This window comes from Thermococcus sp., from assembly GCF_015521605.1.
Taxonomy (GTDB): Archaea; Methanobacteriota_B; Thermococci; order Thermococcales; family Thermococcaceae; genus Thermococcus.
In genome coordinates, this window is sequence record NZ_WANV01000039.1 from 1 (window position 1) to 17,169 (window position 17,169).

Sequence of the window (17,169 nt, forward strand, 5' to 3'; positions counted from 1 at the left end):
ACTTCAAGAACGAGAGCCTGATGGGGCAGTACATCCATCCTGAGTTCCTCATGAACCCCGTAACGGGTGAGAAGGTAACCTACAAGCCAACCGTCATAAGAATAGACGAGGGGAGCGAGTTCGGCGAAAGGTGGGAGGTGCACATCTACGGAGGGATCAGCAAAGGCAGCTTCACGCTATACAGGGTCACCGGGAGCGGGCTGAATGAACTCCAGAGCGGGGAGGTGAGCTTCAGCGGTTCTTCAGCGAGCTTCACGATTGAGAACTTCTCCGGGATGTTCCCTGAGAAGGTTTTCCTCAGAGCCCATGCGGTCCCGATGAGCGAGACAATGCCGGCCTTTTATTATCCGTCGGAGAAGACCTTTGTGTTGATAGCCTCAAAGGGACTGATAGAGTACCAGGAGAGCGCCTTCTTTGGAATGGAAGGCGAGCCCATCAGCCTCAGGGCGACGGCGAGCGGCTATGACCTTAGCTTCGACTTCTACTTAGAGAGGCCCGATGACTGGCTTCCTTTCGCCGTCTACATAGACAGCACGGACGACGGGAAGATAAACTGGGTCCTGAAGGTCTCGGAAAACGGTTTCCAGCTCCTCGACTCAAACGGCAACACCTTCAGGGAGGGGGATGTGGAGATTGAGGACACCCAGCTTGGCAGGAAGGTAAGCTTAAAGGTTGAGAACCTCTTCGGTTTAATCCCCTGGATGAGTTTCCGCTTCTGGGCTACGAACTGGATCGACCGCTTCCCGGCCAAGAGCAATCTGTGGCTAGACGCCAACGATGGGATGCTCATTGAAAAGGACGTCGATAGCTACCTGGTCGTGGTTGTTGAGGACGTGTTCATAAAGGGCAACAAGGACAAGGCCGAGGGTGAGATACAGCTGTCCTCGTGGGCCTACGGTCTCAGCTGGCCTCAGGGCAAGCTTTATCCGGTAAACTACAGCGAAATTTACACCTTCGGCTACCCCGTTGCCCACTGGGTTGAAGCCAAGGACAACAGCAGGCTGCTCTACCACGACGAGATGTCCACCGGAAGCCTTGGAAGTGCGTTCGTTAACGGCTATCCCATACTGGCGATGCCGATGGAGGAAGCTGAAAAGTACCGCATCATCGTCCTCGAAACGGCCGGCTGGGACAGGGACGAGCCGGGCGAATACGTCACCAAGACCGTTGGCTTATTGACTGACTTCGCGGTCGGAATGGCCACCGGGGAGATAGGGACGATAGCAGAGTACGCCTACAAGGGCGCCACCTGGATGAACTGGCTGGCAACTGGCCAGAGCGCCGACGACTTCTGGGGGAGCGTCTTCGAGTGGCTTGCTGGAGCAGAGCCGGACAGAGTGGGCGATGCGGTCTACATTTTAAAGCCCAACGAGGCGGACTTCACGAACGGTTACAGGGTGGTCACCGAATCCAAGGACGGCAACATGCGCGTCACCTACGTCATCTACGAGGTGGAGGTTCCCAGGATTATCCGCTACGACCACCTGAAGGCCGAACTCCTTGGAGTGAGCTTTACCAAGGATACGGAGTGGGGCGACGACGAGTATTACTACTACGCGAGGGCCTGCTCCGGGTTCGTGAGCAACGGGGAAACGAGGGGACTGAACGGCGTTAATGTCGAAGTTGCCGTTCCGGGCGGTTACGCCTACTCCTACCCGGTGCGCTCCGAGGAAGGTTTAACCTTCCACAGGGATTCGTGTGTGGCATCAAAGCTCCCGCACAAGCACCTTCTCGGGAACAAGGTCAACCTGGATCCAGATCTCGTCATGCTTGACCTCGACGATGCGCGGGTTCCTTTCCTCTACATGGAGTACTCTGGCTGGGAGAGCGATTCCGGAAAATGGGGCAACGACGATGATCCAATGGGCAACGTGGGGATAACGATACTCCTCGACGACGACTACCTCGACTGGGATATCCAGTCCGCAATCCCAACCAAGTACTGGTCGCTGAGCTATTCCGTCTGCGGCGTCTCTGGCGGCTGCTCGGAGGTCTGGCTCGGGCTGGACGTGAGGGAGGATTGACCCCTCACTCCTTTTTCTCCAGGTGCGCTCTCTTAACTTCGAGAACACCCGAATAGTTGCACTCGTCCCACTTCCTCTCGACCTCGTCGAAGACTATTCTGGCCTTGAAGAAGGGGGCATCACGAACGAAGGTCTCGAACTCGCCGCCCTCTCCGGCCACATGAATCCTGTACTTCTCGTGGAGCTTGATAAGTTCTTCCAGGGCTTTCTCGTCTATCCTCCTTCCGAGCCAGCGCTCGTCGAGGCCGTAGGCTGCCGTACCAACCATCACGATGTCAAAAATTTCTATCAGCTCGCGCATGTAGTCAACGGGGTCGCGGTGCCATGCCGGGGCGAAGCTCTCTATCCCGAGCTCCTCAGCAACCCTGTCCACACGCTTCTTCTGGTACTCGCTCGCTAAGGCTCCGGCAACGACGCCCTCTATTTTTAACCCCTCAAGGACGGCCTTCATGTCCTCTACCTCTTTCTCCTTCTCGCCGCTCGTGAAGCCCTTGACGAGCGGAATTCCCACCGCTTTAGCCTGAAGCTCGGTCAGATGAATGTTCGGGACGTGGTACATGTAGCTCTCATCGCTTTCACTCACCATCGAGACGAGGTATTTGACCTCAAACCCCTGCTTCAGCGCCCAGTAGAGGGCGTAGTTGGAGTCCTTCCCGCCGGAATACAGCACCGCAACGCGCATCTCTCTCACCCGAAAGCTTCAAATCATTGGTCGGATAATCCTCACTGGAGAGTGGCTCGGCGGGGGCTTTAAAAAGGTGATGCCGATGGCACCAAAAACGGCGGTGATTCTAGCGGCCGGCCTCGGAACGAGGATGGGGAAGAGACCCAAGGGGCTTATCAGAGTTGCTGGAAGAGAGATTCTATACAGGACGCTCACCCTTCTAATGAAAAACGGCGTTGAGAGGTTCATAATAGTAACAAACGAGCGTTATGGGAGGCTTTACCGCAAGTTCGTTGAGCGACATGGTTTTCCTGCGGAGATAGTTATCAATCCCGAGCCCGAGAAGGGCAACGGGCATTCCCTTCACCTGGCCAGCGGGAAGGTTTCGGGGAAGTTTGTTCTGACGGTGAGCGACCACGTTTACGGCGAGGATTTCATCAGGGAGGCCCTGAAGGGGAGCGGCCTTATAGCGGACAGGAAGCCAAGATGGACGGACGTGGGCGAGGCGACTAAGGTACGGGTCAGAGATGGCAGGGTTAAGGAGATAGGCAAATCCCTCGACGATTGGGACGCAGTCGATACTGGCTTCTTCGTCCTAGACGAGGGCATCTTTGAGGTAACAGAGAAGCTGGAGATAGAAAGGGAAGGGGACTACCCCGTGAGCGAGGTCGTAAAGCGGGCCGGGCTTGAGGTTACCTTCATTGACGGCCTTCCCTGGACAGATGTTGACACTCCCAACGACCTGAAGAAAGCGAGGAGGATGCTCGTCAAGACGGCGGTGAAGGGAACGGGTGACGGGTTCATCAGCAGGCATCTCAACAGGAGGATTTCAACAGAGATAAGCTACCTCCTCGCCGAAAGAGTCACCCCGAACGGGATGACGGCCATCACCTTCGCCCTCGGGATGCTCTCGGCCCTTCTGACGCTCCTCAGCCTCCCCTTGGCCGGAATACTCTATCAGCTGAGCTCAATCCTCGACGGCGTTGATGGCGAATTAGCGAGGGCCCAGCTCAGGACGAGCAGGCTCGGGGGCTACATCGACTCCCTCCTCGACCGCTACGTTGACGGCGCGTTTCTGGCCCTCCTAGCCTACTCAACCCTCACCGAACCCCTCTGGCACCTCATTGCCCTCCTCGCTCTCCTCGGCTCGGTGATGGTGAGCTACTCGACGGAGAGGTTCAAGGCGGCTTTTGGAAGGAACGCCTACGCCGAGATACCCTCCCTGAGGAAGCTGCCCGGCAAAAGGGACGAGAGAATCTTCCTGACGATGCTCTTCCTCCTGTATCCGGTCGAGACTTCGGTTAAAGCGCTCCTCCTCCTGCTCACCGTAATTACGAACCTGAGGGTCGGCCTGACGGCGTGGCTGGTATGGAGAAAGAAAGGCTGAGCTCAGTCCTCAAGGAACTCAAGGGCCTTCTCCGTCCTTCTGTCGAAGAGGACTATTCTCTCTTCCCGGAGCTTTACCGTTACCTGCTCACCGAAGCTGAAGTGCTCACCCTCCGGGGCGAAGACCTTCACCACCGCACCGTTTATGGACACAGTGACTATCTGCTCCCTGCCGAGGGGCTCGAAGGAATAGACCGTGCCGGCCAGTCCCTCGGCGCTCCCCTTCACGACCTCCGCATCGTGTGGCCTGAAGCCGAGGACGACCTCGGTGACCCCGAGCCTCTCAACCAGCTCCCTGTACTGCGCCGGGATCGGAATCCTGCTTCCGTAGACGTCGAGATGGGACCCCATAACCTCCGCCTCGACGAAGTTCATGGGTGGACTCCCGAGGAAGCCGCCGACGAAGCGGTACTTCGGCCGGTAATAGACGTCGTCGGGAGCTCCGACCTGGAGTATCACCCCCTCCTTTATCACCGCTATCCTGTCGGCCATCGCCAGCGCCTCGGCCTGGTCGTGGGTGACGTAAACGGCGGTGATTCCAAGCTCCTTCTGGAGCCTCTTGAGCTCGGCCCTCACCTCAAGCCTCAGGAGAGCGTCGAGGTTGCTCAGCGGCTCGTCGAGCAGGAGGACGTCCGGCTCCTTGACCAAAGCTCTAGCTATGGCAACGCGCTGCTGCTGGCCGCCGGAGAGCTGCCACGGATAGCGGTCGAGGAGGTTCTCTATGCGGAGCATCTCGGCCACTTCCCTGACTTTCCTGGATATCTCATCCTTCGGCGCCTTCCTAAGCTCAAGCGGAAAGGCTATATTGTCGAAGACCTTCATATGCGGATAGAGCGCCCAGTTCTGGAAGACCAGCCCGACGTTCCTGTCCTTCGGCGGAACATCCGTAACGTCCCTGCCGTCGAAGTATATCCTTCCGCTCGTTGGCCGGTATATGCCCGCTATCGTGTAGAGGAGCGTGGATTTCCCGCTTCCAGATGGGCCGAGGAGGGCCATGAACTCCCTGTCCTCTATCTCAAGGCTTACCCGCTTGAGGGCCTCAAAGTCGCCGAACCTCTTCGTGATGTTGTCCAGGGTGACCTTGACCATTCCCACCACCTCATCCCTTTATTCCACCGGAGTAGCCCTGGAGGAGCAGCTGCTGGGCGGTGACGAAGAATATTATCGTGGGGAGAAGGTAGAAGGTTCCGGCGGCCGCTATGAGGGGCATGTGGGAGTACTCGGCCTCTATGTTGGCCTCTATGAAGGTCGCGAGCGTTGGATATACGAGGAATGTTCTCACGTAGATTATGTCCTGCCAGCCGGCGAGGAAGGCGAATAGGGCAACCGCCAGAATCCCGGGCTTTATGAGGGGCAGCATTATCTTCCTCCAGACAGTTATCCGAGATGCACCGTCTATGATTCCCGACCACTCAAACTCCCAGGGGATCGTGTCAAAGAAGCCCTTCATGAGCCAGATCGACATGGGTATCTCCAGCGCCGCCCTCGCGAGTATGACGTAGGCGAAGGAGTATAGCCCGACGACCTCGTAGTTCTGGGGAAACGTGAGGCGGTAGAGGAGGTAAACGCCTACTATGAGGGCAACGCCCGGAAAGGCATGGAGGACTAGGAGGAGCACCATCATGGTCTTCCTTCCACGGAAGTCTATCCTTGAGAGGGAGTATCCGGCGAGGGCACTTATCCCTGTAACGACGCCGGCCACACCGAGGGCCACTATGAGCGTGTTGAAGGTTATGCGCCATATGTTGACCCTTATTCCGCCCGTGGTGGCTATTTTCCCGCGGAATAGGTTTACCCAGTTCTCAAGAGTCGGGTGGAAGGAGTTGGGGTCGAGGTTGGTGACCATCTCCGTGCTGAAGCTCGAAAGGACGAGGAGGAGAAAGCCCAGGATGAGCGGGAGGCTCGCAAGGAGGAGGGCGAGGATTATAAGCCGCTCGTACCTCTTGGGTCTCGTCTCCACGTCCCTCATCAGAAGTCCCCCCTGGGCTTTTTCATCATCCTTTCAAACTTGAGAACCTTGAGCGTCACGAAGCCGCCGAGGATTCCGATTATGGAGAGTATGACCGCCGCTGCCGCGGCCAACCCCTGATCCTGCTCTCCCCTGCCGAAGGCCGTGTTGAAGACGTATAGCGCCAAGGTTGTTCCGTAGTCCCTGTTGACGAGATCCCACTGAACGAGCAGGAAGAGGTGCGGATACGTCGTCAGCAGGCTGAGGAACTGCCACGTCAGTACGTAGAGGAGGTGCCATTTAATCATCGGGATCAGGATTCGCCTCGATATCTGCCAGGAAGAGGCACCATCAACCCTCGCAGCTATGACGAGTTCCCGGGGTATCTGATTCAAGGCCGAGGTGAAGACTATCATCCCGAAACTTACACCCACCAGGCCGTTGACGAAGATTATCACGCTCCACGCCCCCCAGGGCGTTATCTGGCCCCAGGGGATGGGCTCCGAGATGATACCGAGGCCCATGAGGATCGAGTTCAGAGTTCCGATTTCACTCCCGTGGAAGAAGTAGTACCAGACGAGGCTGTAAACCGCTATAGGAGACATCCTGGGAAGGAGCCACAGGAGTCTGTACGAAGATGCCGGCTTCTCTCTTATGAAGAAAGTCGCAAGGGCGAGAGCAAGGCCGCCAAAGACGTTTATCATGAGCGTTATTCCAACGAAGACGAGGGTGGTCAGGATCACCGCCTTAAACGTCGGGTCGTGCTGGAACATGTAGAAGAGCCTCTCGTAGTTGTAGAGGCCGACGAACTCGGTGAGGTACCTGTCAACGTTCCAGTTCCTCATCCGGGTCATGCTTATGTAGATGGTCATGAGTAAGGGCACCAGGTAGAACAGGAACACCATCAGCACCATGGGGGAAAGAAAGAAGGAAAGGTCCCTGAGCTTCCCGTTTGTCATGGCATCACCTCATCCCTGCGGGAACTTCCAGTCCTTGGGTATCTCTCCCTGTATCTCGACGTTCTCCTTGAGCTCCGGGTCTGCGTTGACCTTCTGGACGATGTAGTTGACAGCCTCCCCCGGTGTCATCTCGCCCCTCAGAACCTTGTCAACGGCCTCCTTGAAAATATCTGCCAGAGCGGGATACTTCGGGTGTGCCGGGGCGAGGTGGGTGTATTCGAGCATGTAGCTGACGTCCGCCAAGAACTGGGCGTTTATCGGGTTCACAGTTGCCTGAACGATGTCCCTGATGTTGCTCTTCACCTCGTCGCTCAGGTCGAGGTTGAGGGCCTTGAGGTCGCTGAGCCACTTCTCGTCCTTGATCAGCTCCGCAGCAGCTTTTCTCACGGGCAGGTGGGCGGAGATGACGCTGTGGATTGCGTTTATGTCCGGGTCACTGGCCTTTATGAGCATCAGGAAGGCGAGCTTGTGGTAGACGTCCTTCAGCTCGTCATACTTGGGGTTCAGCTGCCCTGCCCTGGAGTTTATCATCCACACGAAGGGCTGGCTGAGGGTTACCGGCTTGTCCCCCTTCTCGCCCGCAGGGAAGAGGGTATAGTAGAACCAGTCCCTCACCTCCTCGGGCTTCAGGCCCCTAGGTGTCCCGCCTTTGGCGTAGTACTGCTTGGTCTGCCACTCTGTCCAGTACCAGGTTCCGCCTATGTCGAAGAGCGTCCTGCCCTCGACTATGGCCGGGTGTATCTGCTTGGCCCAGTCCCAGCTCATGATGTCCTTCGGCAGAAGCCCGTCCTGGGCGAACTTCCATTCGACGTAGAGCCACTTGTAAACGGCCGGAACGTCCACCACGAGCTTCCCCGTGTTCTCGTCGTAGAGCTTTCCGCCAAAGGCAAAGATGAACTGTATCAGGTCCGGGTGAGCGGAGCCCTTCCTGTGTATGAGGCCCCACTCGGCCGCCCCGCTTTCCTTGGCCTTCTTAGCCCAGTAATAGACGTCGCTCCAGGTGAACTCACCGTTCTTCACCTTTTCATCGAGGCCGTTGAGGTCGAACCCTATCTTCTGGGCCACGTCCTTCCTTATGTAGAGCGGCCTCGCCTCGGTGTCCTGCGGCAGGCCGTAGAGCCTTCCATTGAACTTGGAGGCCTCGATGAGAGACGGATAGAAGTCGTCGATAACACTCTGATAGGCCTTGGCGTAGTCCGTTATGTCGAGTATGTAGCCCTCGTCGGCCAGCGTCGGCAGGAATGCGTAGCTGTTGACGAAGAAGTCCCCGGCCTGTCCGAGGGGCTGCTTGCTGAGGTACTCCTTGTATGCATCCTGGAAGGAGGCGACGTAGTGGGTCTCGGTTATAACAATCTTGACGTTGATTCCGTTGTCGGCCCAGATTTTGTTTATCCTCCTCGCGGCCTCCACTATTCCATAGACCCTCATGACGCTGTTCGGATCGCCCGAACCCCAGGCGGTGAACTTAACCTCATTAACCCCGTTCTGCTCCAGAACCTTTCCTATCTCCACAAGGTCCTTTGTAATGTCCCCAGTGAGCTGAACCTCAGCAGAAGAGGTCTTCGCTTCCTCGCCACCGATGCAGCCGCTGGCAATTACTCCGAAAATCACCAGTGCAACCAGCCATAGCGCCGCGGCCCTCATGGCTACCACCCTCCGAAGTTTTCAAAAGCGAGCCCAAAAAGGCCCGGAGGGAGTTATTTTAGAAAGCGGGCAAACGCCATCTTTTATTCAAGTTTTGTTATTTATAAAATTTTTGGACGGGGCTCTGTGGCCGGCGATCGGGAAACGGCGGGAGTATGGAATGTTCAAAGATTCATAAAATCGTTTTTTCACCAAAAACTATTTAACTGCTATAAAATAATTTATCGCAAGCAAAGGAGGTGGAGGAAATGGTTAGGGTTGTCATACTCGGACAGGGATACGTTGCAAGCATCTTCGCGAGCGGTCTTGAGAAGATAAAGGCCGGCAAGATGGAGCCGTACGGTGTTCCCCTCGCCGATGAGCTTCCGATTAAAATCAAGGAGATTGAGATAGTCGGTTCCTACGATGTTGATGCCAGCAAGGTCGGAAAGGACCTCCACGAGGTCGTCAAGACCTATGACCCCGAGGCGCCGGAGAGCCTCAAAGGGGTAACCATTGGGAAGGGCATTCATTTGAGAAGCCTCAGGAACCTCCCGATCGAGGCCACCGGCCTTGAGGACGAGATGACGCTCAAGGAAGCCGTTGAACACCTCGTTAACGAGTGGAAGGAGCTCAAGGCGGAGGTCTTCATCAACGTCTGCACCACCGAGGCCTTCGTGCCCTTTGGAAACAAGGATGAGCTCGAAAAGGCCATAGCCGAGGACAACAGGGACAGGCTTACGGCGACCCAGGTTTACGCCTACGCGATAGCACAGTACGCCAGGGAAGTCGGCGGTGCCGCCTTCGTCAACGCGATTCCCACTTTAATAGCCAACGACCCGGCCTTCGTTGAGCTTGCGAAGGAGAGCAACATGGTTATCTTCGGCGACGACGGTGCCACGGGAGCAACTCCCCTCACCGCCGACGTCCTCAGCCACCTCGCCCAGAGGAACCGCTACGTCCTCGACATCGCCCAGTTCAACATCGGCGGAAACAACGACTTCCTGGCCTTGACCGACAAGGAGAGGAACAAGAGCAAGGAGTTCACCAAGAGCTCGGTCGTCAAGGAGCTCCTCGGCTACGACGCTCCGCACTACATCAAGCCCACCGGATTCCTCGAACCTCTGGGCGACAAGAAGTTCATCGCGATGCACATCGAGTACGTCAGCTTCAACGGCGCCCATGACGAGCTGGTCATCACCGGCAGGATAAACGACAGCCCGGCTCTGGCGGGTCTCCTCGTCGACCTCGTCAGGCTCGGAAAGATAGCTGTCGAGAAAAAGGCCTTTGGAACCGTCTATGAGGTCAACGCCTTCTACATGAAGAACCCGGGACCGAAGGAGAGGGGCAACATACCGCGCATCATCGCCCACGAGAAGATGAGGATGTGGGCGGGTCTGAAGCCGAGATGGCTCTGATTCTCTAAAACTTTTTAATCTCCTTGCCCTATTTTTCTCGGAGGGAAGCCGATGAGCTGGAAGAGGGGGGCATATCCGGAGTTCACGCTTGAAGATGCCGTTGCGGTTCTTTTCATGCTCCAGAATCCAACGGGGAGAAAGGCCATATCAGAGGTGCTAGACCTGGGGGAGGGGAGCGTTAGAACGCTCCTGAAAAAGCTTTCAACGCTGGACGTTATAAGCTCCACCCAGCGCGGACATTCGCTCAACAAGGAAGGGATGAAGCTCCTTGAGAGATTATCGGAGCATTTCTCAGAGGTTCAGAGAGTCGGGGAGGTTGAGGGTTATCCGGCATACGGTCTGGTGGTCAGAAATCCGCCGGGATTCAAGAGCATCGAGCTCCGGGACGAGGCAATAAGGTTCTTCGCCAAGGGTGCCATGATACTCGTCGTGAAGGAAGGTGAGCCCGTTTTTCCAGAGGATGGGAGACCCCTGAGCGAAACCATGCCGGCCCTCGCCGAAAGGCTGGGTGAAATGTTCAGGCTGAACGAGGGCGACCTCGTCGTGGTGACCTGGGCAGAGAAAGAGGCCGATGCCATGAAGAGCGCCTACCACGTTGCGCTGACCCTCAAGGGCGACGGACTGCCGGATGAGATAAAGTCCCTCGTGAGGTGAAGAAATGAGGAGGCTTATTCTCGCCCTTGACGTGTACGACAGGGAGAGGGCACTTGAGATAGCGGAGTGCACGGCGGATTACCTCTGGGCGGTGAAGGTGAACTGGCCGCTGATAATCGGCTCGGGCCTTAAAATAATCACCGAGCTGAAGCAGGTAACTGGACTGCCAATCATAGCCGATTTGAAGCTCGCCGATATTCCAAACACCAACAGGCTGATAGCGAAGAAGGTTTTTGAAGCCGGGGCGGACTACGTCATAGCCCACGGCTTCGTCGGGAGGGACAGCGTTAGGGCCGTGATGGAGCTCGGGGAGACGATAATCGTCGTGGAGATGAGCCATCCCGGGGCGAGGGAGTTCATCCAGCCGGCAACCGACAGACTGATTGAGCTGGCCAACGAGCTTGAGCCCTTCGGTGTCATAGCCCCTGCAACGAGGCCGGGGCGCGTTTCATACATACGCTCCAATCTGAAGCCGGGAATCAAAATCCTGACCCCGGGTGTTGGAGCCCAGGGGGGTAAGGCTAGAGAGGCTTTAAAGGCCGGTGCCGACTACATCATAGTGGGACGATCCATATACGCAAGTGAGAACCCGCGGGAAAGCGCAAGGATGCTCTATGAGGAAACCCTGGAGGTGTGAGCCGTGGATCTGAAGGTCAAGCACCCCCTCAGCAAGAAGGAGGTCAAGGAGATCATCCGCGAGATGGGGAATATATTCGGCGAGGAGATAGCCAGGAAGATGCTCAACAAAAAGGACAGGGTCGAGGTTGCCGAATTCGACAGGACAACGGAGATACTCCTCGTCAACGGCAGGCCCTTCTTCATCAGAAGGAAAGACCTCATATTCCCTCTTGTCATAGCCCTCTACGAGCTCTCCAACGAGGAAGACCTGAGGAAGTGGCCGAGAAGGGTGGTGGTCGACGCCGGTGCGGTGCCGTTCATAATAAAGGGCGCCGATGTCATGGCTGCAGGAATAACCGACGCCGACGAGAACATCAGGGAGGGAGACTTCGTCTTCGTGGTCGAGGAGGACTACGGAAGGCCCCTTGCGATAGGCATAGCTCTGATGGACGGTAAGGCCATGAAGGAGAAACCCAAGGGAAAGGCAGTGAAGAACATCCACCACGCCAAAGACAGGATTTGGGAACTGACGGTGGGCTGAGATGGAGGAAAAAGGGGGAGGAAGAGGAAAAATCCGCGTCCTCGTTGGTGGGGTTTTCGACATCCTGCACGTCGGCCACATCCATTTTCTCAGCCAGGCCAAGGCCCTGGGGGACGAGCTGATAGTGATAGTCGCCCACGACGAGACGGTTAGAAGACAGAAACGCAGGGAGCCAGTAAACAGCGCCGAAGACAGGGCGGAACTCCTCCGGGCCCTTGAGGTTGTGGACGAGGTCTACATAGGTTCCCCGGGTGGGATAGATTACGAGCTGGTGAAACAGATAAAACCGGATATAGTGGCAATAGGGCCCGACCAGGGGTTCAGCTGCGAGCGCCTCAAGGAGGAGCTGAGAAGGCATGGTATAGAGGCCGAAGTCATAAGGATACCCTACCTCTACAAGAGGGACAGGGCAAAGACCAGCAAGATAATCCAGAGGATAATAGAAACGTTCTGCGACTGATTTTAGCCCCTTATTCCAAGGGATTAAGAGGGAGCTGGGGTATGATTTTAGGGGCTGATTTTAGCCCTGAATCGAGTGGTCTGGATTAACGTCAGAGTTTGAATCTACCCATGTACTCCCTCAGGAACTCCGGATCCTCTCTTTTCACCGCACTCATCAGCTCATCGAACTTCTTTTCCCCAAGGGCAAGCTTCAGGTAGTAGTAGAGGTTAACCGCGTCCTCAACTATGACGCTCTGCCTTCTGCCTTCCTCTCCATACAGCTCGATGAGCTTTCTGTTCATGTCGAGACTTATGTAAAGAGTCTTCTGCTTCTTCTCTCTTTTCATGTCCTTTGACTTGGCCTTTCGATCTTTTTTGGGCCTGGACGGCCGCGTGAGCTCGTTAACGGAACCGTCAAAAAGCTTGGGGATTTTATCCTTCGACAATCTCAACCACCTCTCTCGCGAGTTTTAGAAGAGCCTTGGAGGCCCTACCATCTCCGTCGAATTCAAATATGCTCATCCCCTGGCTCTGGGCCTTTTCGAGGGCTATTGCCTTCGGGATGGTCGTCAGAATTGGGGCGTCCGGATAGGTTGCCTTGAGCTCCTTGAGGCGCATCTTCGGCACTTTCGTCTGGCGGGTGAACTTGTTGGGGACGAGGCCGAGTAGCTTGAGGTTCTCGTTGGTCTCCTCGCGGATCATGCGCATGAGGTTGAACATGAGCTGCATCCCTATGACGCCGAAGTAGCTGAGTTCGAGCGGGATGAGCACGTAGTCCGAAGCGGTGAGCGAGTTCACAAGAAATATCCCCATGCTGGGCGGGTTGTCTATGAGGACGTAGTCGTAGTCAGGCAGTATCGGGGTGAGAGCCTTCTCAAGGCGTCTTTCGCGGTTGTAGGCGTTGATGATCTCTATCTCCCTGGCGGAGAGATTGAGATGGCTTGGAATTAAGTGAAGGTTCTCCCTCACCTCGACGATGGTGTCCTCGATATCGCTCTCCCGGGTCATCAGAGTCCCCACGTTGCTGTCCCCGTACTGGAGGACATCCATACCTATCAGTCCAAAGGTAAGGTTGAACTGGGGGTCTATGTCAACGAGAAGAACCCTCTTGCCCATGGTGGCAAGGGCATGACCGAGGTTCATGGTCAGAGTGGTCTTCCCAACCCCGCCCTTCTGATTGGCTACGCTGATCACGACGGCCACTGGAACCACCTGCCGGAGGTAAAAGAAAGGGTCAGGTTATGTCTATGAAGTCGTCAAGAACCCTTCTCGCGTAGGGCGGAAGCTCCTTCTTCTCCTTCTTAGCGATCGTCGTGAATATCTTGTCGAAGCCGTTGTCCGCCGACTTGAAGGGCTTAACAGGTTCAGGGGTTATGATGTTCTCCTTGAAGGAGGAGCCAACGCGGAGGGCGTGCTCCCCACCGAGAATGTGCGGGCTTTTAACGCCGGTCATGATGACCATTGCCCTGACAACCTTGCCCATGTCCTCGTCTATCCTCGCTCCCCACTTGATTTCGCTCTTCTCGCCGAGCTTCTCGTAGACTATGTTCATTGCGTCGTTTATCTCTCCCAGGCTCACATCGGGCCCGACGGTGAAGTGTACCAGCGCCCTGTCGCCGCTGCCGTACTCGACCTCAAGCATCTTGTTTTCGAGGGCGTTCTTGACGGCATCAACCGCCCTGTTGCTGGAGTCGCTCTCGCCGATTCCGATGAGTGCCGCACCACCGTTGTGCATGACGCTGTAGACGTCGGCGAAGTCGATGTTGACCATGGACGGGAGCTTTATGGTCTCGGTGATGCCCTTGACCATCCTGGCGATGATCTCGTCGGCGAAGCGGAAGGCCGCGTTGATGGGCAGCTTCGGAACGAGCTTGAGGAGCTTGTCGTTCTCGATTATGATGACGGTGTCAGAGTAGTACATGAGGGCCTTTATACCAGCTTTGGCCTTCTCAATCCTTATCTTGCCCTCGTTCTTGAACGGGTAGGTCACAACGCTGACGACGAGCGGTTCCCTAAACCTTCCGTTGTGCCTGGCACGCTCCTTTATGACCTTGGCAACAACGGGAGCAGCGCCCGTACCGGTGCCGTTACCCATACCAGCGGTTATAAACACAAGATCAGCGTCACCAATGGTCTCGGCAATCTCGTGGGCGCTCGCCTCGGCGGCGCGGTAGCCTATCTCAGGGTTTCCACCGGAGCCCTTGCCCTGCGTTATCTCCTTGCCGAGGAGAAGCTTCCTATGTGCCTTTGTCCTGGCAAGGTGCTGGGCATCGGTGTTCATGGCTATGAGCTCCGCACCCTGAACACCAAGCTCGTAGAGCCTGGTTATGGTGTTGTTTCCAGAACCGCCGACGCCGACTATGACGATCCGTATCAAGTCCACAAGGTTTTCGTCGGAGAATCCGTCGAACTTCGCGGTTCTGGGCTCGTCGTCCAAATCAAGTTTTATTCCGGCCTGTTCCAGGAGTTTAAATACCATTGCCCCAACCCCCTCAACACGTCTGGCTTTGGATGATGATTATTTTACGGTATGATTTTAGCGGCTTATTTCAGGATGTAGTCAGGCGTTGAGCGTTCCTCAGTCTCCAGCTGATAAAGCTCCTTCTTCAAAAGCTCGCGAATGGCTTCCCTGATGATTTCGCTCCTGCTGGGGTAAACACCCTTCTTAACCAGCTGATCCATGGCGTTAATCAAGCCCTGGGGGAGCTGTACACTGATGATACGCATTTTGCTCATCCCTGCACCACCCAGTTCAGTAAGCCGCTGAAATAACTAGTGATTTAATTAGTTAAATACTTTGCGGATGCATGATAATATTATGATATTATTAATTTCAAAAAATTTTTAGGAAAATCCAAAAATGCAAAAAATGTTTTAGATTCATAAAAATCAGAGAGGAGAAAGGGTTTTAACATCGAATATTTCACCCAACTTCGGGGAGCTCAATGAGAGAGATAACGGAAAAACTCCACATCACGAAAGTCGATGTGAAAGATGCCGAGAGCCTTGTCCCAAAGCTTGGAGGAGACATCCAGATAGTCAGTGCCGAATGCTGGGAGGCAGTGGCATTTGCAGCTCTGATGGCGCTCCGCTCATTTGAGAGGAATACAAACCACGCCAGAACCCTTGGCGGAGAACTGCTCATCCGTCTGGCTGGAACACTTCAGATAAAAGATGCCATAACTCGAAACGGTATAAAAAACGGTGAGAACTATCTGGTGGTCTTTGGAACCCGCGAGAGGGCCCGTGAAGTGCTAAGGGAACTCAACCTCAACGAGCTTCCAATGACCGACTGTGACGAGGAAAAAGTGAAAACTTTTTTTGAAAAAGCGGCACTCGTTGAAGTTTTGTAGACGTTCCGTGCGCATTTCTGTACCATGTTGAGGATAGGTTTATAAAATCCCTTCCTCATTTTCGAAGTGCCTGAGGTGATGCTTATGAAGTATAAAAAGCGCAAGTATTTCCTTGCTGGCAGGATAAACCTCATTCAGCGCTCAAAAATCAGGGAGCTTTTTGAGAAGGCAAAGAAGATGGACGATGTCATATCCCTAGGCATCGGCGAACCAGACTTTGACACCCCCCAAGTCATCAAGGAGGCCGCGAAAAGGGCGATAGATGAGGGGTACACCCACTACACACCCAACGCGGGCATTCCCGAGTTCCGCGAGGCCATCGCCGAATACTATAAAACCCACTACAAGGTTGACGTTTCTCCCGGGGATATAATAGTCACGGCAGGCGCTTACGAGGCGACTTACCTGGCGTTCCAGACCCTCCTTGAGCAGGATGATGACGTCATAATCCCCGATCCCGCTTTCGTGTGCTACGTTGAGGATGCCAAGATAGCCGAGGCGGGAATCATCAGGATACCCCTCAGGGAGGAGAACGATTTTCAAATTGACCCCGATGAGCTCGTCGAGGCCATAACCAAGCGCACCAGGATGCTGGTTCTCAACTATCCCAACAACCCCACCGGTGCGATTCTCAAAAAGAGGACTGTCAAGGCGATTGCAGACATAGCCGAGGACTACAACCTGTACATACTCAGCGATGAGCCCTACGAGCACTTCCTCTACGAGGGAGCCAAGCACTATCCGATGATAAAGTACGCCCCGGACAACACGATCCTGGCGAACAGCTTCTCCAAGACCTTCGCCATGACCGGATGGCGCCTCGGCTTCACCATAGCCCCAACGCAGGTCATCAGGGACATGATAAAGCTCCACGCCTACGTCATCGGTAACGTCACCTCTTTCATCCAGATAGCGGGAATCACCGCCCTCCGGGACAAGCGCAGCTGGGAAGCGGTTGAGAGGATGCGTCAGACCTACGCCGAAAGGAGAAGACTGGTTCTCAAGCACCTCCACAGGATGCCCCACATAACTCCGTTCAAGCCAAAGGGAGCGTTCTACATCTGGGCAAAGATCGACCCCAGCCTGGATATGAGCAGTGAGGACTTCGCGGGATGGCTGCTGGAAAACGCCCGCGTCGTCGTCATCCCTGGAACGGCTTTTGGAAAGGCCGGCGAGGGCTGGATAAGAATAAGCTACGCCACCAAGAAGAGCCAGCTCATCGAGGCAATGCAGAGAATGAACGAGGCACTATCAAAGCTCTGAGGGGGAAAGAGATGGACGGTGTCCTGGCCATCTTCTTTGCCATTTTTCTGGCGGAGCTGGGGGACAAGACCCAGCTTGCCACCATGGCCTTTGCGGCCAAATACGGCTGGAAAGTGGCGTTTATTGGGGCCATTCTTGGCCTCGCAGCGGTGAATCTCATCGGGGCACTACTAGGCGACAGGCTCGGCGATATGGTGCCCCTTGAGGTTGTTCACAAGTTCGCGGGAGCACTTTTCATTGTTTTCGGTGTTCTCATGATATCCGGAAAGCTCTAGGA

General features: G+C 55.4%; 19 protein-coding genes. 10 read left to right on the forward strand and 9 right to left on the reverse strand.

Going from position 1 to position 17,169, the window contains the following annotated elements:
* Positions 1–2,024, forward strand: a 2,024-nt coding sequence (locus F7C11_RS10140; RefSeq protein WP_297093084.1) for a hypothetical protein, incomplete at its 5' end; no start/stop codon positions are given.
* 4 nt (positions 2,025–2,028) lie between these two features.
* On the opposite strand, the gene F7C11_RS10145 is transcribed toward F7C11_RS10140, so the two are convergent.
* The gene (locus tag F7C11_RS10145) at positions 2,029–2,706 is read right to left on the reverse strand and encodes a TIGR00289 family protein (protein WP_297093085.1); all 678 of its coding nucleotides are present in this window, start codon (positions 2,704–2,706) and stop codon (positions 2,029–2,031) included.
* A gap of 85 nt (positions 2,707–2,791) precedes the next feature.
* On the opposite strand from F7C11_RS10145, the gene F7C11_RS10150 reads away from it, so the two are divergent.
* Positions 2,792–4,075 (forward strand): bifunctional L-myo-inositol-1-phosphate cytidylyltransferase/CDP-L-myo-inositol myo-inositolphosphotransferase, encoded by a 1,284-nt coding sequence (locus F7C11_RS10150; RefSeq protein WP_297093169.1) that lies wholly within the window; start codon positions 2,792–2,794, stop codon positions 4,073–4,075.
* A 2-nt stretch (positions 4,076–4,077) separates the two neighbouring features.
* On the opposite strand, the gene F7C11_RS10155 is transcribed toward F7C11_RS10150, so the two are convergent.
* Genes F7C11_RS10155 through F7C11_RS10170 form a run of 4 tightly spaced genes read right to left on the reverse strand, consistent with a single transcriptional unit; the run spans position 4,078 to position 8,625 of the window.
* Positions 4,078–5,163, reverse strand: a complete 1,086-nt coding sequence (locus F7C11_RS10155) for an ABC transporter ATP-binding protein (RefSeq protein ID WP_297093171.1) — start codon at positions 5,161–5,163, stop codon at positions 4,078–4,080.
* A gap of 10 nt (positions 5,164–5,173) precedes the next feature.
* Complete coding sequence (locus F7C11_RS10160) at positions 5,174–6,043, reverse strand: carbohydrate ABC transporter permease (RefSeq protein WP_297093086.1); 870 nt, start codon at positions 6,041–6,043, stop codon at positions 5,174–5,176.
* A complete protein-coding gene (locus tag F7C11_RS10165; RefSeq protein WP_297093087.1) occupies positions 6,043–6,981 on the reverse strand; it encodes a carbohydrate ABC transporter permease in 939 nt (312 codons plus the stop codon). Before F7C11_RS10165 ends, F7C11_RS10160 begins: the two co-directional genes overlap by 1 nt.
* A 9-nt stretch (positions 6,982–6,990) precedes the next feature.
* Positions 6,991–8,625 (reverse strand): ABC transporter substrate-binding protein, encoded by a 1,635-nt coding sequence (locus F7C11_RS10170; protein WP_297093088.1) that lies wholly within the window; start codon positions 8,623–8,625, stop codon positions 6,991–6,993.
* A 248-nt stretch (positions 8,626–8,873) separates the two neighbouring features.
* On the opposite strand from F7C11_RS10170, the gene F7C11_RS10175 reads away from it, so the two are divergent.
* Genes F7C11_RS10175 through F7C11_RS10195 form a run of 5 tightly spaced genes read left to right on the forward strand, consistent with a single transcriptional unit; the run spans position 8,874 to position 12,295 of the window.
* A complete protein-coding gene (locus F7C11_RS10175; RefSeq protein WP_297093173.1) occupies positions 8,874–10,022 on the forward strand; it encodes an inositol-3-phosphate synthase in 1,149 nt (382 codons plus the stop codon).
* Positions 10,023–10,073: 51 nt separating this feature from the next.
* Positions 10,074–10,676 carry a DUF4443 domain-containing protein gene (locus F7C11_RS10180; RefSeq protein ID WP_297093089.1) on the forward strand — a complete coding sequence of 201 codons (603 nt, stop codon included), beginning with the start codon at positions 10,074–10,076 and terminating at the stop codon, positions 10,674–10,676.
* A 4-nt stretch (positions 10,677–10,680) separates the two neighbouring features.
* Positions 10,681–11,313, forward strand: a complete 633-nt coding sequence (pyrF, locus tag F7C11_RS10185; protein WP_297093090.1) for an orotidine-5'-phosphate decarboxylase — start codon at positions 10,681–10,683, stop codon at positions 11,311–11,313.
* 3 nt (positions 11,314–11,316) lie between these two features.
* Positions 11,317–11,835: an RNA-binding protein gene (locus F7C11_RS10190; RefSeq protein ID WP_297093091.1), complete on the forward strand. Its 519-nt coding sequence runs from the start codon at positions 11,317–11,319 to the stop codon at positions 11,833–11,835.
* Between the two features lies 1 nt (position 11,836).
* Entirely contained in the window at positions 11,837–12,295 is a 459-nt protein-coding gene (locus F7C11_RS10195; RefSeq protein WP_297093092.1) for an FAD synthase, read from the forward strand.
* 91 nt (positions 12,296–12,386) lie between these two features.
* Here the strand turns inward: F7C11_RS10195 and F7C11_RS10200 are convergent, their stop codons facing one another.
* The 4 genes from F7C11_RS10200 to F7C11_RS10215 all read right to left on the reverse strand — a co-directional run bounded on the left by F7C11_RS10200 (position 12,387) and on the right by F7C11_RS10215 (position 15,012).
* Positions 12,387–12,722 (reverse strand): CopG family transcriptional regulator, encoded by a 336-nt coding sequence (locus tag F7C11_RS10200; protein ID WP_297093093.1) that lies wholly within the window; start codon positions 12,720–12,722, stop codon positions 12,387–12,389.
* Complete coding sequence (locus tag F7C11_RS10205) at positions 12,709–13,479, reverse strand: ParA family protein (RefSeq protein ID WP_297093094.1); 771 nt, start codon at positions 13,477–13,479, stop codon at positions 12,709–12,711. The genes F7C11_RS10200 and F7C11_RS10205 overlap by 14 nt, the downstream gene beginning before the upstream one ends.
* 31 nt (positions 13,480–13,510) lie before the next feature.
* Positions 13,511–14,755: a cell division protein FtsZ gene (ftsZ, locus tag F7C11_RS10210; RefSeq protein ID WP_297093095.1), complete on the reverse strand. Its 1,245-nt coding sequence runs from the start codon at positions 14,753–14,755 to the stop codon at positions 13,511–13,513.
* Between the two features lie 65 nt (positions 14,756–14,820).
* On the reverse strand, positions 14,821–15,012 hold the full coding sequence (locus F7C11_RS10215) for a ribbon-helix-helix domain-containing protein (protein WP_088180914.1): 192 nt from the start codon (positions 15,010–15,012) through the stop codon (positions 14,821–14,823).
* 209 nt (positions 15,013–15,221) lie between these two features.
* Between F7C11_RS10215 and cgi121 the strand changes: the two genes are divergently transcribed.
* The 3 genes from cgi121 to F7C11_RS10230 all read left to right on the forward strand — a co-directional run bounded on the left by cgi121 (position 15,222) and on the right by F7C11_RS10230 (position 17,167).
* Positions 15,222–15,629, forward strand: coding sequence for a KEOPS complex subunit Cgi121 (gene cgi121, locus F7C11_RS10220; RefSeq protein WP_297093096.1), 408 nt, complete (start codon positions 15,222–15,224; stop codon positions 15,627–15,629).
* An 84-nt stretch (positions 15,630–15,713) separates the two neighbouring features.
* Complete coding sequence (locus F7C11_RS10225) at positions 15,714–16,892, forward strand: pyridoxal phosphate-dependent aminotransferase (protein ID WP_297093175.1); 1,179 nt, start codon at positions 15,714–15,716, stop codon at positions 16,890–16,892.
* Positions 16,893–16,903: 11 nt separating this feature from the next.
* On the forward strand, positions 16,904–17,167 hold the full coding sequence (locus tag F7C11_RS10230; protein WP_297093097.1) for a TMEM165/GDT1 family protein: 264 nt from the start codon (positions 16,904–16,906) through the stop codon (positions 17,165–17,167).
* Positions 17,168–17,169 lie beyond the last annotated feature (2 nt).

Bases quoted from the DNA above. Each gene is read 5' to 3' on its own strand.
- F7C11_RS10145 (WP_297093085.1), bottom strand. From the start codon at position 2,706: ATGCGCGTTGCGGTGCTGTATTCCGGCGGGAAGGACTCCAACTACGCC.
- F7C11_RS10150 (WP_297093169.1), top strand. From the start codon at position 2,792: ATGGCACCAAAAACGGCGGTGATTCTAGCGGCCGGCCTCGGAACGAGG.
- F7C11_RS10155 (WP_297093171.1), bottom strand. From the start codon at position 5,163: ATGGTCAAGGTCACCCTGGACAACATCACGAAGAGGTTCGGCGACTTT.
- F7C11_RS10160 (WP_297093086.1), bottom strand. From the start codon at position 6,043: ATGAGGGACGTGGAGACGAGACCCAAGAGGTACGAGCGGCTTATAATC.
- F7C11_RS10165 (WP_297093087.1), bottom strand. From the start codon at position 6,981: ATGACAAACGGGAAGCTCAGGGACCTTTCCTTCTTTCTTTCCCCCATG.
- F7C11_RS10170 (WP_297093088.1), bottom strand. From the start codon at position 8,625: ATGAGGGCCGCGGCGCTATGGCTGGTTGCACTGGTGATTTTCGGAGTA.
- F7C11_RS10175 (WP_297093173.1), top strand. From the start codon at position 8,874: ATGGTTAGGGTTGTCATACTCGGACAGGGATACGTTGCAAGCATCTTC.
- F7C11_RS10180 (WP_297093089.1), top strand. From the start codon at position 10,074: ATGAGCTGGAAGAGGGGGGCATATCCGGAGTTCACGCTTGAAGATGCC.
- pyrF (WP_297093090.1), top strand. From the start codon at position 10,681: ATGAGGAGGCTTATTCTCGCCCTTGACGTGTACGACAGGGAGAGGGCA.
- F7C11_RS10195 (WP_297093092.1), top strand. From the start codon at position 11,837: ATGGAGGAAAAAGGGGGAGGAAGAGGAAAAATCCGCGTCCTCGTTGGT.
- ftsZ (WP_297093095.1), bottom strand. From the start codon at position 14,755: ATGGTATTTAAACTCCTGGAACAGGCCGGAATAAAACTTGATTTGGAC.
- F7C11_RS10215 (WP_088180914.1), bottom strand. From the start codon at position 15,012: ATGAGCAAAATGCGTATCATCAGTGTACAGCTCCCCCAGGGCTTGATT.
- cgi121 (WP_297093096.1), top strand. From the start codon at position 15,222: ATGAGAGAGATAACGGAAAAACTCCACATCACGAAAGTCGATGTGAAA.
- F7C11_RS10225 (WP_297093175.1), top strand. From the start codon at position 15,714: ATGAAGTATAAAAAGCGCAAGTATTTCCTTGCTGGCAGGATAAACCTC.
- F7C11_RS10230 (WP_297093097.1), top strand. From the start codon at position 16,904: ATGGACGGTGTCCTGGCCATCTTCTTTGCCATTTTTCTGGCGGAGCTG.